The sequence below is a fragment of the Nocardia sp. NPDC049149 genome, from assembly GCF_043197455.1.
In the GTDB taxonomy this organism is placed as follows: Bacteria; Actinomycetota; Actinomycetes; order Mycobacteriales; family Mycobacteriaceae; genus Nocardia.
The window spans coordinates 1107393-1124614 of the sequence record NZ_JBICTD010000002.1; the positions used below are offsets into that span (position 1 = coordinate 1107393).

Genomic DNA, 17222 nt, shown 5'->3' on the forward strand with positions numbered 1-17222 from the left:
CTATTCGGCGACGATACGCAACCCGTCATCGACGGCCTCCTCCTCATTTCCGTCTCCTGCGCCGACAAACCAGTGACTGACCTCGCCATCGGCACGATCGGACACCGGGTCGCCGGTGGGCAACACCGACAGCGCGCCGACGGTGGCGGCAGCCAGGAATTCGGCGAGCGCCGCACTGCCCGATGCCGCTGTCGTGTATGTCACGGACTCGTAGTCGATCCCGTGCTCCGCGCACAGCGCCCGTGCTCGGGCCAGCGCCTGGGTCTGCGTGAGGACCGTCGACGAGTCGCCTGCCGGAAGCACGAAGGCAGGCTGGTCCTCCTGCAGCGGCCGGATCCGCTCGGCGTCGGACACCGGGTGCGGCGCTGCGGCGGCCACTTCCGCACGCACCGCAGGTTCCGCCAGGGCAAGCCACCTCGGCGACCCGTCCGCCCGCTCCGCCGCGATCGTGAAATCGACACCGGCGGAGTGCATTTCGTCAGCGGACAGACCGTCGGCGAACACGGCCGCCGCACCGGTCTTCTGGACCGCCCACAGCGCGACCACCTGCTCGACCGAATGCGGCAGCGCCACGGCGACGATGTCGCCGGAGCCGACGTTCCGGCCGATCAACACCCGTGCCAGCTGCGACGACTGGGAATCCAGCGCCGAGAACGGGACTTCGGTGTCACCGATGAGCAGCGCCGCCGCGAAGGGGTCCGCTCCGGCGGCGGCACGGAGCGCCGCCGCCACCGTGCGCGGGCCGACGCCGGGCGCGGCTTCGGCATGACCAGCCGAGGTGGCGCCGGATTCATCGAGCAGCGCGGCCCGCTCAGCGGCATCGAAGATATCGATGTCGACGACGGGGTCTGCGGGGTCGCCGAGCAGTGCCTCCAGCACGCGGTGCATGCGCGCGGCGAGCACCGGGATCTCGTCGGCGGTGAACCACCCGTCCCGGTAGGTCCAGGTCAATTCCATCGTCGATTCGACGGTGACCATCAGCGTCAACGGGTAGTTGGTTGTGACGTCGGTCATGCCGATGCCGGTGACCGACATGCCGTCGATGGATTTGGCGGCGGCGATCGCCTCCTTGTCCACCGGATAGGACTCGAACACCAGCAGGGTGTCGAATTGTGCTCCGGCACCGGCGATCTGCTGAATATCGGTCAAGCCGACGTAGTGGTGCTCCAACAGCTCGGCCTGCTCGCCCTGCAGACCGCGCAGGTACGCACCGACCGTGCGGTGTTCGTCGACACGAACCCGGACCGGCACCGTGTTGATGAACAGACCGACCATCGACTCCACGCCGGGCAGATCGGCGGGGCGACCGGAAACGGTGGCGCCGAACACCACGTCCGAGCGACCGGTCATCCGCCCGAGCACGAGGCCCCACGCCGCCTGAACCAGCGTGTTCACCGTAACGCCGAGTGCCGCAGCCTGTTTGGCGATCCGGCTGGTGTCATCGGCGTCGAACGCGGTGATCAGCGTGCCCGCCTCGCCGCTGTCGACCCCGCGCAGCTGCGGCGCCAACTGGGTCGGCTCCGACACCCCGGCGAGCGCGTTCCGCCAGACCTGCACCGACTCCTGCTTGTTCCGTTCGGCCAGCCAGGACAGGAAGGCCCGGTACGGCGTCACCGCAGGCAGTGCGGCGGCGTCACCGTGCACGGCGTACAGCACCAGCAGGTCCCGCATCAACAGCGGCAACGACCAGCCGTCGAGCAGGATGTGGTGGGTCGTGACCGCCAGCTGCCATGCCCCCGTTGCGGGGGTGACCGCTCCGTCGGCCGCCGCGGGCAGCTCCACGACCGCACCGGCGCCGACCAGGTCGGTGCGATACAGCGTGAAGCGGATCAGCGGTGCCGCCGTCATGTCGAAATTGGTCGCGCGCTCCTCGGTCACCAGGCGCCGCAGTTCCCCGCGCCGCTGGTCCTGCGGGAGCGCGGTCAGGTCGACCTCGTGCCAGGCCACCTCGACCTGGTCCTGGATCACCTGGACCGGTTGGCCGATCGCATCGATGACGAAGGCCGCCCGCAGGTTCGGGTAGCGGTCGAGGATGCCGCGAGCCGCCGCCCGCAACCGTGCGACATCCAGCGCGCCTTCGAGGTCGATGCCAGCATGCATGGTGTAGCCGTCGACCGACGAGCGGTTGCTCGTCGCCTCGACCAGCAGACCGGACTGCAGCGGCGTCAGCGGCCACACCTCTGTCAGCGCCGGGTATTCGCGTTCCCAGGTTTCGATATCGGCCTGCCCGACCGACACCAGCGGCAGATCCGATGGCGTGCGGCCGCCCGCGTCCGGCTGCCCGGCGTGGGTGGCCAACGCGGTGAGCGCGGCAACCCACAGCTCGGTGAGTTCGTGCACCCGCGCGTGGGTCAGCAGACCACTCGGGTAGGCGAACGAGGTGCGTAGTCGTGGCCCCTCCGCACCGTCGGTGACGCTCACGGTGATATCGACCGTCGCGTTGGCCGACCTGCTCGGATCGAGATCGGTGTCCGGCAGGCCGAGTTCGGCCGCGGGCACCCAGTCCATCGGCGCGGACTGATCGGAGAAGTCACCGGTCAGCGCGGCGCCCGCGGGCTGGTGACCCGCGTAGCAGAACCTGATCTGACCGGGGACGTCGTGCCCGAGCTCAACTGCGGTGTCCCCGTTCAGGTATCGCAGCAAGCCATAGCCGAGACCCGCGCCGGGCACCGCGAGCAGTTGCTCCTTCATGGATTTCACGATGCCGCCGAGGACCGTTTCGCCCGCGAACGCCGCGGTGAGGTCGGTGCCCGCCAGATCCAAGCGCGCCGGGAATTCGCTGGTGAACCAGCCGACGGTGCGCGAAAGATCAGCACCGGCAACACTGTTCGCGGCTCGACCGTCGTGCACGACCCGCACCAGCGCCGCACCGCCTGCCGCGTCGCCGCGCCAGCGGGACACCGCCAGTGCGAGCGCCGCAAGCAGACCGTCGGTCTCGGCTCCCCGGTACAACTCCGGAATCGCGGTCAGCACCGCCTCGGTCACGCCCGCGGACACGCTCACCTCCACCCGCTCCACCGTGGCGATGGTGTCCACCGTCGGATCGAATGCGCGCGCGCCGAGCTGCGGATCGGGCGTCGCCGAAACCTCTTGCCAGAACGGCAGTTCGGCAATGCGAGCCGGGTCGTGTGCGGCCTCGGTGAGCGCGTGCGCCCAGCGGCGCATCGAGGTGCCGACGGCAGGCAAGGCGACCGGCTGCCCTGCCGTCAACTGCGACCACGCCACCGCCAGGTCGGCGAGCACGATGCGCAAGGACGCATCGTCGCCGACGCAGCGATGTCCGACCAGCAGCAGCGCATCCGGCTGAGCATCGCCGAACGCGAACCACAGGAACTGGGTCATCACCGCGTTCGCCGGATCGAGACGATCGAGGGCAGCGTCGTATTCGGCCCGTGCCAGCTGCGACAAACCGACGGCGCCGATGTCCTCCGGCACGTCGACCCGATGCACGAGGGCGTCGATGTCGATCGTGCCGCGTGCCAGCGTTTCGAAGACCACCCCATCCGTGCCGTGACGCAGGCGTGCGCGCAGCGCATCGTGGTGATCGACAACGGCGCCGATCATCGCGACCAAGGTCGTCCTGTCGATGTCGTCGGGTAGTCGCAACGCGATCGACCTCGCGAATCGCCGCAGCGACGGGTCAGCGGCCACCGCCGCCAGCACCTGCGGCGACAACGGGATCTCGCCGATCCCGGCACCGGGCAACTCCGCAAGCAGCCGCTGCGCGGTGCTCTCACTCATGGTGGCGACCGCGGCCAGCGCGGAGACACTCCGCCGATCGAACACGTCGCGCGGGGTGAACCGCACACCGCGCTCCTTGGCCCGGGACACCAGCTGAATGGTCCGGATGGAATCACCGCCGAGGCCGAAGAAGTCGTCGTCGGCACCGACTCGCTCGACACCGAGCACCTCCGCCACCACCGCCGCCACGATCGCCTCCACCGGCGTCGACGGCGCCCGGAACACGGCGACCTCGAATTCCGGCTCGGGCAGCGCCCGGCGGTCCAGCTTGCCGTTCGCGTTCAGCGGCAACGCTGCCAGGACCACGAACGCCGACGGCATCATGTACGACGGCAGCGTCTCGGCCAGCGCCGACTTCACCTGTGCCACATCGAGTTCAGCCGCGGCGGGCACCAGGTAGGCCACCAGCCGATCACCGGCGCGCTCGTCCTGCTTGGCCACCACGGCGACCTGCCCGACCAACGGAAGTGCGAGCAATGCCGCTTCGATCTCGCCGAGCTCGATCCGGAAACCACGGATCTTCACCTGGAAGTCGGTGCGACCGCGGTACTCCAGCTCACCGGAAGCGTTCCACGCCGCCAGGTCACCGGTGCGATACATGCGCTCGCCCGCCTCGAACGGATCGGCCACGAACCGATCCGCGGTCAAATCCGCACGACCGAAGTAGCCGCGCGCCAACTGCGCACCCGCCAGATACAACTCACCCGACACACCCACCGGCACCGGCCGCAGCCTGGCGTCGAGGACATAGACCCGCGAATTCCATTCCGGCGCACCGATCGACACCGCCGCCTGATCGGCATCGGTGACCCGGTGATTGGTGATCGACACCGCAGCTTCGGTCGGGCCGTACAGGTTGTACAGCTCGGCGGTGTTGCCGAGACGGAACCGCTGCGCGACCGCGGCGGGCAGCGCCTCACCGATCGCGAGCACCCGCCGCAGCGAAGGACTCAGTGCGCCACCGGATTCCGTGAGCAGCGCGTCGAGCATGGACGGGACCACATGCAGCGTGGTCACTCCCGTGGCGCGCATCAGCTCGTTCAGGTAGGCCGGGTCGCGATGCCCGTCCGGCGCGGCGATCACCAAGCGGCCGCCACTGACGGCCGCGGTCCAGAACTCCCACACCGAGAGATCGAACGTGGCCGCCGTCTTCAGCAGCACCGCGTCCTCGGGTCCGAGACCGAATTCCGCTGTCTTCCACAGCAACTGATTCACCACCGCGCCGTGCGGCAGCGCAACGCCCTTCGGACGGCCCGTCGAACCGGACGTGAAGATCACGTACGCCGTGTTGGCCGCACTGAACTCGCGGACCAGCTCGGCCGGTGCGAGGGCGTGGCCGGACAGGCCGGACAGGTCCAGGTCGTCGAGGCTCACCCACTCGGGCGCCGCACTAGACGACTGCTCGTCCGCCGCGGGCCGGGCCGCGAGCACCGCAGCCGTGGTCAACACGCACGACGGCGCGGCGGTCGCCAGGATGTAGTCCAAGCGGTCGGCCGGTTGCGACGGGTCGAGCGGCACATAGGCCGCGCCGGTCCGCGCTACCGCGTACATGGCGACCACCAGATCCACCGAGCGGTGGATGGCCAAGGCCACCCGATCCTCCGCGCCGATGCCGCGAGCGATCAGGTAGCGCGACAACCGATTGACTCGGGCATCGAGGTCGGCATAAGACAGGCTCGCGTAGGCCAGGACCTGCTGCGCCGCACCGATACCCGCCTCGTCCGCCACGATCGCGACCGCGTCCGGGTCGGCCGCCACGGTCGCATCCAGCAGCGAGACCAGCGTCGCCGCACCGTGCAGCACGTGCTCGGTGTTGTTCCAGCCGCACACGATCTGCTTGCTCTCGGCCGCGTCGAGCAGCTCGATATCGCCGATGCGCACCGACTCGTCGGCCAGCACCGCGTCGAGCACCCTGACGAAGCGGTCCGCGAAGCCCTGCACCGTGACCTCGTCGAAAAGGTCGATGGCATAACCGAATTCGACGAGGAGCTCAGCCGTCGTGCCGTCCTCCGCGTAATGATCGCTGAGGGTGACGTGCAGATCGGTCTTGGCCAGCTGGGTGTCGAAGCCGACCGGTCGCACCGACATGCCAGGCAGTTCGAAGCTGGTGTCGGCCAGATTCTGGAAGGTCAGACCCACCTGGAACAACGGGTTGCGCGCGGTGGAGCGCTCCGGGTTGAGCACTTCGACCAGACGCTCGAACGGCACGTCGGCGTTGCCGAAGGCCTCCAGGTCCCGCTCCCGCACCTCGGCCAGGAAGTCGGCGAACGAGACGCCGCCGTCGACTCGGGTGCGGAACACGAGCGTGTTGACGAACATGCCGATCAAGTTGTCGAGCGCGCGCTCGCCGCGACCGGCGATCGGCGTGCCGACGGCGATGTCGTCGGTGTTCGAGGTCCGCGCCAGCAGCACCGCCAACGCCGCGTGCGCCACCATGAACAACGACGCGTTGTGTGCTCGCGCCAACTCGTGCAAGCGAGCGTGGCGCTGCGCGTCGATCTCGAAACGGACCGCCTTGCCCTGGAACGACTGGGCAGGCGGACGCGGCCGATCCGTCGGCAGCTCCAACTGGTCGGGCAGACCGTCGAGGGTCCGCTGCCAGTAGGCGATCTGCTGGGCGGCAAGCGATTCCGGATCGTCCTCGGAGCCGAGCACCGCGTGTTGCCACACCGCATAGTCGGCGTACTGCACCGGCAGCGGCGCCCACTGCGGCGCCTCGCCGTGCATCCGCGCCACATAGGCGGCCATCACGTCGCGCGCCAGCGGACCGAGCGAGAAACCATCGGCCGAAACGTGGTGCACGGTCAACGCGAGCACATGATCAGCCGTGCCCGCCACCTTGAACAACGCCACCGCCAGCGGCACCTCGGTGGTCACGTCGAAGGTGGTCAACGCGAATTCGATGACCTTGCCGACCAATTCGGCCTCGCTGACCTCGACCGGCGCCAACCTCCGCTGGGCCGCCGCGACCGGCAGGATCACCTGATGCGGGCCGTCCGCCGTCTGCGGGTAGATCGTCCGCAGCACTTCGTGCCGCACCACCAGATCGCCGATCGCCTGCTCCAGCGCGACCACATCGAGGGTGCCGGACAGGCGCACGGCCAGCGGGATGTTGTCCACCGCGGACGTGGTCGTGTCGAACTGGTTGAGGAACCAGTAGCGCCGCTGTGCCGAGGACAGCGGAATCCGTTCCGGCCGTTCGCCCGCGACCAACGCAGGCCGGGCCCGGCCGGCTCCGGCACTCTGCTCCAGCCTGGCCGCCAGCGCGATCACACTGGAGGCCTCGAACAGATCGCGCACCGACAACTGCCGGTCGAGCACCGTGCCGAGTCGCGCGGTCATCTGGGTGGCGATCAACGAGTTGCCGCCGAGCGCGAAGAAGTCGTCGTCCACGCCGACCCGCTCGACACCGAGCACCTCGGCGAACGCATCCGCGACGATTTCTTCCATCGCCGTAGACGGTGCCCGGAAGACCTTCGCCTCGAACACCGGCGCGGGCAACGCCTTCCGATCCAACTTGCCCGAAGGATTGAGCGGGAACGCGTCGAGCACCAGCACCTGCGCGGGCACCATGTAGCCCGGCAGCCGCTTGCCGAGCCCCGCGCGCACCTGCTCGGCGTCGATCGACGAGCCCGGCACCGCAACGACGTAGCCCACCAGCTGTTCGCCGGTGCGCTCGTCGCGGTGCACGGTCACGACCGCCTGGGCCACCTCGTCCACCGCGGTCAGCGCCGACTCGATTTCGCCGAGCTCGATCCGCAGACCACGCAGCTTCACCTGGAAGTCGGTGCGGCCGAGGAACGCAAGCTCACCACTACCGGTCCAGGCGACCAGGTCACCGGTCCGATACATCCGCGCACCCTCGGCACCGAATGGGTTGGCCACGAACCGATCCGCGGTCAGATCGGGCCGCCCGACATAGCCGCGCGCCAACTGCGTGCCCGCCAGGTACAACTCACCGGGGACGCCGATCGGCACCGGGTGTAGTCGCGAATCCAGCACGTACAGCTGGGTGTTCCACACCGGTGCGCCGATCGGGACCACGCCGGTCACGTCGTCGCCGACGGGGCCGTGGGTGGCGTGCACCGTTGCTTCGGTCGGTCCGTACAGATTGTGCAACGCAGCCGCGCTGATCTGCCGGATCGCGGCGACCGTCGTCGCCGTCAATGCTTCACCCGCCATCAGCAGCACCCGCAGCGAGGTCAGCCCGTCCGCGGCGGCGCTGCCTGCGAAGACCGACAGCATGGACGGCACGAACGAGGTCATCGTGACGCGCTCGGCCGCGATGATGTCGGCCAGATACTGCGGATCGCGATGTCCGTCCGGCGCGGCGACCACTTGGCGCGCGCCACTCACCAACGGGGCGAACAGTTCCCAGACCGACACGTCGAACGTGGCCGGGGTCTTGAACAGCACCACATCGTCGACGCCGATGCCGTATTCGCCGGCAATCCACCGGATTTGGTTCACCACGGCGGCGTGCGGCACGGCAACGCCCTTCGGGCGGCCGGTCGAACCCGAGGTGAAAATGACGTACGCGACGTTGTGCGGCCGCAACGGGCTGCGCCGATCGGCGTCGGTGATCGGCGCCTCGACCGCGGCATCCGACGCGGCCACCCGGAATTCGCCCATCTCGACGATCGGTATGCCCGCCGGGATCTCCACCTCGACGCCCTCGCCGGTCAACACGACCGCCGGGTGCGCGTCCGCCAGCACGCTGGCGATGCGCTCACGGGGATGCGTCGGGTCGATCGGAACATATCCGGCACCGGACCGGAGCACCGCGAGCAGCGCAACCACCAGATCCAGTGAGCGCGGCATGACCACCGCGACCAACGTCTCCGGCGCCGCACCGGCGGCGATCAGGGCGCGCGCCACTCGATTCACCCGCCGACTCAGGTCGTCGTAGCTGATCGTTTCGGCGCCGAAGGTCACCGCGGCACGGTCGCCGTTGGTGGCGACCGCGGCATCGAACAGGTCCGACAGCGTCACCTGATCCGCGAAATGCCCTGTGCCACTGTCGATTCCCGCGTCGCTCCGCTCCAGCGCTGCGGTGTCGATGCCCGACACCCAGTGTCGCGTGACGTTGGCGCGCTCGACCGCACCGAGCAGATCGATGTCACCGACCACGACGTCCGGATCCGCCACTACTCGCCGCAGGATCCGCACGATCCGCTCGGCCAGCACCGCCACCGTCGCCACGTCGAACAGATCGGTGGCGTAGTTCCATGCCAACGCCAGGCCGCCGTCCAAGGATTCGGCGACGGACAACGCGAGATCGAACTTCGCTGTCCCCGGATCGAAGTCGACCGCGGCGAGCTCCAAGCCGGGCAACTCCACCCGTGCGGTGTCACCGGCACCGGTGGCCTCGAAGGTCAGCGCCACCTGGAACAGCGGGTGCCGCGCCTGCGAGCGTTCCGGGCTGAGCACCTCGACCAGGCGCTCGAACGGGACGTCGGCATGGGCGAACGCCGCGAGGTCGGTGTCCTTGGCCTGCGCGAGCAGGTCCGTGAACGGCGCGCTCGGATCCACTGTCGTCCGCAGCACCAGGGTGTTGACGAACATGCCGATCAGATCGTCCAGCTCGGCCTCGCCGCGACCGGCGACCGGAGTGCCGATCGCGATGTCGTCGCTGTTGGACAACCGGCCGAGCAGCACCGCCAACGCGGCGTGCAGCACCATGAACGAGCTGGCGCCGTGTTCCCGGGCCAGGTCCGTCAACTGCTGTTGCAGCTCGGCCTCGACCGGGAATTGGTACACACCACCCCGGTTGGACGCCACGACCGGACGCGGCCGGTCGGTGGGCAGGTCGAGCTGCCCCGGCAGTCCGGCCAGTGTCGCCGTCCAGTAGGCGGTCTGCTCGGCGAGCAGCGACTCCGGATCGTCCTCGGCGCCAAGCGTTTCGCGCTGCCACAGCGCGTAATCGGCGTACTGCACCGGCAGCGGCGCCCAGCTGGGCGCCTCGCCACGCGAGCGGGCGACGTAGGCAGCCACCACATCCCGCGCCAGTGGGCGCATGGACCACCCGTCACTGCTGATGTGGTGCACGACGACGACAAGCACGTGCTCGTTCGCCGCGATGCGCAACAGCTCGGCGCGCACCGGAACACCTGCGGTGACATCGAATCCAGCCAGCACGACCGCCGCAATGTGGTCGTGCAGATCCGCCGCGGCGACCGCGATCGGTGCCAGCGCCGGAGCTCCCGCGCCGACCGGCAGGATCACCTGCACGCCTTGACCGTCGGCGGTCTCCGGGTAGTACGTGCGCAGCACCTCGTGCCGGTCGACCACGTCGCCAACAGCCTGCTGCAGCGCGTCGACGTCGAGGTCGCCGGTCAACCGGATCGCCATCGGGATGTTGTTGACCGCGCTTGCCGTGTCGAACCGGTTGAGGAACCACATGCGTTGCTGCGCCAGCGACAACGGGATCTTCTCCGGTCGCGCGACGGCTACCAGGGCTCGGCGCCGGCCTGCCCCGGCGTGGGTCGCCAGTCGTGCGGCCAGCGCGCCGACCGTTGGTGCCTCGAACAGCATGCGGACCGGGATGGTGGTGTCCAGTGCGGCACCGAGTCTGGCGATGACTTGGGTGGCGATCAGTGAGTTGCCGCCGAGTTCGAAGAAGTCGTCGTCGAGACCGATTTCGGCGCCCTCGCCGTGGATGCCGAGCACGTCGGCGAAGGTGGCGGCCACGGTCGCGTCGATCGCGGTGACCGGTTTGCGGAACACCCGGGTCGTGGGTGCCGGGCTGGGCAGTGCCCGCCGGTCGAGCTTTCCGGAGGCGTTGAGCGGGAACGCATCCAGGATCACGAAGACCGCGGGGATCATGTAGGCGGGTAGCGCGAGCGCCAGTTCCGCACGCACGTCGTCGATGTCGATGGCGTGTTCGCCTGCGGCGACGAGGTAGCCGACCAGCTGATCGCCGAGCCGCTCGTCAGAGCGCACGACGACGACCGACTGGGCGACCGCGTCGAGGGCGACGAGCGCGGCTTCGATCTCGCCGAGCTCGATCCGCAGACCGCGCAGCTTGACCTGGAAGTCGGTGCGGCCCAAATATTCCAGCTCACCGGTACCGGAGTTGTCGGTCGCGGCGATCCAGCGCACCAGGTCGCCGGTGCGGTACATCCGCTCGCCCGGTGTGAAGGGGTTCGCGACGAACCGATCCGCACTCAGGTCGGGCCGCTCCACATAACCGCGCGCCAACTGCGCACCGGCCAGGTAGAGCTCACCGGCCACCCCGGCGGGAACCGGACGCAGTCGGGCGTCGAGCACATACACCTGAGTGTTGAAGACCGGCGCACCGATCGGCACCGACACGGTGTCGGCGTCGATCACCTCGTGATAGGTGACGTCGACCGCGGCTTCGGTCGGGCCGTAGAGGTTGTGCAGCCTGGCCCCGGTCAGTGCCCGCAGCTGCTGCGCGGTCGGCGCGGGCAGCGCCTCACCGGAGGCGAACACCTGCCGCAGCGAAGTGCTGGGCTTACCCGGCCCGTCGGCTCCGCTTCCTGCCGACCCCCAGCGCGCGACGTCAGGTTCGGCGACGAAGACCGCCATCATGGCGGGCACGAAGTGTGCGGTGGTGACCTGCTCGGCCTCGATCACCTGCGCCAGGTAGGCCGGGTCGCGGTGCCCGTCGGGCTTGGCGACAACCAGGCGCGCGCCGATCTGCAAGGGCCAGAAGAACTCCCACACCGACACATCGAAAGTCGCCGGGGTTTTCTGCAGCACCACGTCCTCGGCGGTGAGACCGTAGGCGGCCTGCATCCAGATCAGGCGGTTCACGATGGCCGCGTGCGAGACCGCGACACCCTTCGGGCGACCCGTCGAGCCCGACGTGAAGATCACGTACGCGGTGTTCGAAGGCCGCACTGGGGCACGGCGTTCCGTGTCGGTGACCGGGGTGATCGCGTAGGTGGACAGCTCGAGCAGATCGATCCGCACCTGCGCGGTGTCGATCGGCAGATCACTGCCACTGGTGAGCACGCACACCGGATCGGCGGTCTCGAGCACGTAGGCGGTGCGCTCGGCCGGGTGATCCGGATCCAGCGGCACATAGCCACCACCGGCCGCGAGCACCGCGTACATGCCGACCACCAGATCGATCGAACGCGCCATGCCGAGCGCGACAAGCGATTCCGCGCCGACGCCGTGCTCGATGAGCCAGCGGGCCAGCGGGCGGACCCGATCGGCCAGTTCGGCGTAGGACAGACTTGTCCCCTCGAAGGTGAGCGCGATGGCATCCGGGGTCGCGGCGACCTGCGCCTCGAACAGCGAAATCAGTGTCCCCGCAGCATCACCGGAGGGCACCGCGATCGTAGCGGCGGTGTCGTTCCAGTCCCGCAGCAGCACTGCGGCCTCGGTGACATCGAGTAGCGGCAGATCCCCGACCGGCCGATCGGGCATGGCGGTGATCGCCTTGAGGATCCTGGTGAACCGGCGCACCACCTCGGTGATGGTGGCGGCGTCGAACAGGTCGGTGGCGTAGATGAACTCGGCATCGATCCGGCCCTGCGCGCCGGGCTCTTCGGCAAGTACCAGTTGCAGGTCGAATTTCGCGGTGTCACTGGGCAGATCGACGGCGCTGACGGTCAGCTCCGACAGTTCCAGTGCGGTCTGGCCGAGGTTCTGCAGCGTCAGCATCACCTGGAACAGCGGGTTACGCGCCTGCGAGCGGGCCGGGTTGATGATCTCGACCAGCCGCTCGAACGGCAGGTCCGCGTGCCCGAATGCGGCGATATCGCTGGTCCGTACCGCCGCCAGCAGTTCGCTGAAGCTGGCACCACCGTCGACCTCGGTGCGCAGCACCAGCGTGTTGACGAACATGCCGACCAGTTCATCGAGCGCACGCTCACCGCGACCGGCGACCGGAGTGCCGATCGCGATGTCGGACTCACCACTCAACCGCGCCAGCAGCACCGCGAGTGCGGCGTGCACGACCATGAACAGGGTCGCGCCTTGGGCCTGTGCCAGCTCCGTCAGCCCGGCGTGCACGTCGGCGTCGATCTCGAACCGCACCCGTGCGCCGCGTCCGGAGGCGACCGCGGGACGTGGCCGGTCCGAGGGCAGATCCAGCTGCTCAGGCAGCCCGGCCAACGTGTGACGCCAGAACGAAATCTGCTGGGAGATCACCGATTCCGGGTCGTCCTCACGGCCGAGTACCTGGCGCTGCCACAACGCGAAGTCCGCGTACTGCACCGCCAGCGGCATCCACCCGGGCTCACCACCCTCCACGCGGGCCGCGTACGCGATCATCACATCCCGGGTCAACGGGCCCATCGAGAAACCGTCGCCCGCGATGTGATGCACCACAAGCGCGAGCACATGCTCGGTGGGGCTGACCTCGAACAGGCTGGCCCGCAACGGCACCTCAGTGGTGACGTCGAAACCACGCAACACCAGCTCCGAAAGCCGCTGCGGCAGTTCAGCCTCGGTGACCTCGACCGGGGAAAGATCGGGAATGACCTTGGCGGTCGCCACGATCTCCTGATGCGCGGTCCCGTCCACCTCGGGGTAGCGGGTGCGCAGCGACTCGTGGCGGGCCAAAACGTCAGCCACCGCGATCTGCAACGCTTGCCGGTCCAGCAGGCCCGACAACCGCACGGCCACTGGGATGTTGTCCACGAACGATTCCGGATCGAACCGGTTGAGGAACCACATCCGCTGCTGCGCCAACGACAGCGGCACCAACGGCGGACGCTCTTGCGCCACCAGCGGCGCGCGCACACCCGCTCCGGTACCGGCATCGGCCAACGCGGCCAACGCGGCCACGGTCGAGGCCTCGAAGATCTCCCTGACACCGACAGGGGTGTCCAGTGCTGCCGAGAGCCGGGCCGCGACCTGCGTCGCGATCAACGAGTTACCGCCGAGGGCGAAGAAATCGTCATCCAGACCCGCTCGGTCGACACCGAGTACCTCGGAGAAGACACCGGACACGATCTGCTCGGCGGCAGTGACCGGTGCGCGGAAAGCCGCGGCCTCGAGCACCGGCGCGGGCAGCGCCTTACGATCCAGCTTGCCGTTGACCGTCAGCGGCAGCGCGGTGAGCACCATCAGCACCGACGGAATCATGTAGGCGGGCAACGTTTCCGACAGTCGCGCACGCAACTGCTCGGTGTCGAGCACACCCTCGGCGGCACCGTCGACCGGCACTACGTAGCCGACCAGCTGATCGCTGACCCGGCCCTCGGAGCGGACCACGGCCGCGGCCTGCCCGACCTGCTCGAGCGCGAGCAACGCGGCCTCGATCTCGCCGAGCTCGATACGGAAACCACGGACCTTCACCTGATCATCAGCGCGACCGAGGTGTTCCAACTCCCCCATCTCGTTCCAGCGCGCCAAGTCACCGGAGCGATACAGCCTGCTGCCCGGTGCGCCGAACGGATTGGCGACGAACCGCGCCGCCATCAGATCCACCCGGCCCAGGTAGCCGTCGCTCACTTGCGGTCCGGCGACATACATTTCGCCGGGAACACCGACCGGTACCGGGTGCAGGCGGGTGTCGAGCACATAGACCGACAGGCCCGCGATCGCCCGCCCGATCACCGAACCGGTTGCCGCGGCGACCGTTTCGGCGTCGAGCACACGGTGGGTCACGTGCACCGTCGTCTCGGTGATGCCATACATGTTCACCAGACGCGGCCCGCCCGCACCAGCCATACCGTCACCGTGCCGGGCGATCCAGTCCCCGAGCCGACGCAGATCCAGTGCCTCACCACCGAACACCACATACCGCAACGCCAACGACGCCGAGGCGCCCGCGATACGGTCGGCCTCGATCAGCTGGTAGAACGCCGAGGGGGTCTGGTTGAGCACCGTGACCCGCTCACGGTGCAGCAACTCGAGGAACTGCTCGGGCGAACGCGACACGAAATAGTCCACGACCACCGAGGTGCCGCCGTAGAGCAGCGCACCCCAGAGCTCCCACACCGAGAAATCGAACGCACTCGAGTGGAACAACGTCCACACATCATCAGGTCCGAAACCGAACTCGCGATCGGTGTTGGCGAACAGCGACACCACATTTCGGTGCGACACAACGACGCCCTTCGGGCGGCCGGTCGACCCGGAGGTGTAGATCACGTACGCCGTGTTCGCCGCACGCAGCGGCGCGATCCGATCGGCGTCGGTGATCGGTCCCTCGCCCGCATCGACCAGATCGCCGGTCTCCACACCGAAGCCGTCCATCGACACGACAGTGAGATCACCGAGCAGTTCGATATCGGCGCTGCCGTCGACGATCACGCTGGCCGGAGCGGCGTCCGACAGCACGTAGGCGATGCGGTCAGCAGGGTAGGACGGGTCGATCGGCACGTATCCGGCGCCGGACTTGACCACCGCGAGCAGTGCCACCACCAGATCCAGCGAGCGCGGCAGCAGCACCGCGACCAGCTGACCCGGGCCAGCGCCCTTGGCGATCAGCTTGCGCGCCAACTGATTCGCACGCTGATCGAGCTGCGCGTAGGTCAATTCATCATCGCCGAACCGCACCGCGACCCTGTCGCCGTGTACCACTACCGCCGCATCGACCAGCGTCGACAGTGTGGTGGTCGGCTCGGCGAACAGACCGGTGCCGCCGTCGGTTCCGGAGGAGACCCAGTGCTCCACGACATTCGCGCGCTCGGCCGCGCCGAGCAGCTCGATGTCCCCGACGGGTGCATCGGGCTCGGCGGCGAGCGCGGTCAAGGCAAGCAACAGCCGCTCGGCGACCCGAGCGACGCGGGGCTTACCCGCCCCGTCGGCTCCGCCTCCTGCCATCCCCGCGTCCACATCGAACAGGTCGCTGAGGTAGCTGGCTCGAATACGCAAGCGCGAATCCAGCGACGCGATCAGCGTCAGCGGATAGTGCGTGGCGTCAGCAACCTCCAGGCCGACCACCGCCATCCCGTCGATGTCGGCGGCTTGGGCCTGGATGCCTTCGGCGTCAACCGGATACGACTCGAACACCATCAGCGTGTCGAACAGGCCACCGACACCGGTGGCGGTCTGGATCTCGGTCAGGCCGATGTGATGGTGGTCGAGCAGATCGGCCTGCTCGCCCTGGATGCGGGTGAGCAGTGCGCGTGCGGGCTCGGCGGGATCGAAGGCCACCCGCACCGGCACGGTGTTGATGAACAGGCCGACCATGTTCTCCACACCGTTGAGCTCGGCGGGGCGGCCGGAAACGGTGGTGCCGAACACGACGTCGTCGCGGCCGGTCGACCGGCCGAGCACCAGACCCCATGCCGCTTGCAGCACCGTGTTCACGGTGACGCCGAGTTCCGCGGCGAGCGCGGTGATGCTCGCGGTCGCGGCCTCGTCCAGCTCGAAGCGGTACTCGCCCGACAGTGTCGTGATCTCCCGACCGGTCTGCGGCCTGGCCAGCAGTGTCGGCTCCGAAACCCCTTGCAGTGCACGGGTCCACGCGGCCAAGGACACGGTGTTGTCCTGCTGGGCCACCCAGTCCAGGAAATACCGGTAAGACCGGACCGGCGGCAGCCCAGCGGCATCGGCGTTGGTGGCGTACAGCACCAGCAGATCCCGCATGAGCAACGGCATCGACCAGCCATCGAGCACGATGTGATGATTCGACACCACCAACGACCACTCGGCAGCACCGACCTGGATCAGCGTGAACCGGATCAGCGGCGGCGCGGTCAAATCGAACCGCTGCAAGCGATCAGCCTCGACCAGGTCGCTCGCGTCGCCGGTCGATCGGCGATCGAGCTCGGCCCAGGCCACCTGGACACCGTCGAGCACCAACTGCACCGGGTTGCCGTACGCGTCACTGACGAACGCGGTACGCAGGTTGTCGTACCGATCGACCAACGCCTGCGCCGCAGACCGCAACCGGGTCGCGGACACCCGCCCGGTCAGGGTCAGCACTGCCTGCGAGGTGTACACATCCACCGAGGAAGCGGCCAGTTGTGCGTGGAAAAGCAGACCGGATTGCAGCGGCGACAACGACCACGCATCGGTGAGCGCGGGGAAGCGCTGCTCCCAGTCGTCGATATCGGCTTGCGTGCTGGACACCAGCGGGAAGTCCGACGGGGTGTAACCACCCGCGTCCACCGTATCCGCATGCCGCGCAACAGCTTCCAGTGCTCGCACCCAGAGCGCACCGAATTCGCGCACTCGGTCGGCATCGAGAAGTGTTGTGGGATAGGCAATCCTGGCGCTCAGTCGGCCGTCGGCCACACCCGCGTTGATGTCCAGCGGTGCCATCGCGGGCAGATCCGCATCGCCGGCGCCCGTCAGGTCGGCGAGTTCGGGCGCGGGGAGCCACCCGAATCCACGCAGCGCTTCCGGCACCGCGCTCTCGGCGAATTGACCGAGGTAGTTGAAGCTGATCTGGCCCGGCATCTGGTCAGGCAACGACCCGGCGGTCTCCGCGTTCAGATAGCGCAACAGTCCGTAGCCGACACCACGATCGGGCACGGCAAGCAACTGTTCCTTGACCGCCTTGATAGCACGGCCCATTTCAGTGCCGCCCGCCAGCGCGGCATCGA

General features: G+C 68.6%; 1 protein-coding gene (only partly in view). It reads right to left on the reverse strand.

Annotated features, from left to right (window positions below; genetic code table 11):
* Positions 1–17222, reverse strand: partial view of a non-ribosomal peptide synthase/polyketide synthase gene (locus ACGFNJ_RS10870; protein WP_393445855.1) — the final stretch only. 20398 nt of this gene lie beyond the right edge of the window; the window shows 17222 of its 37620 coding nt (coding positions 20399–37620); its start codon lies beyond the right edge, outside the window; its stop codon occupies positions 1–3.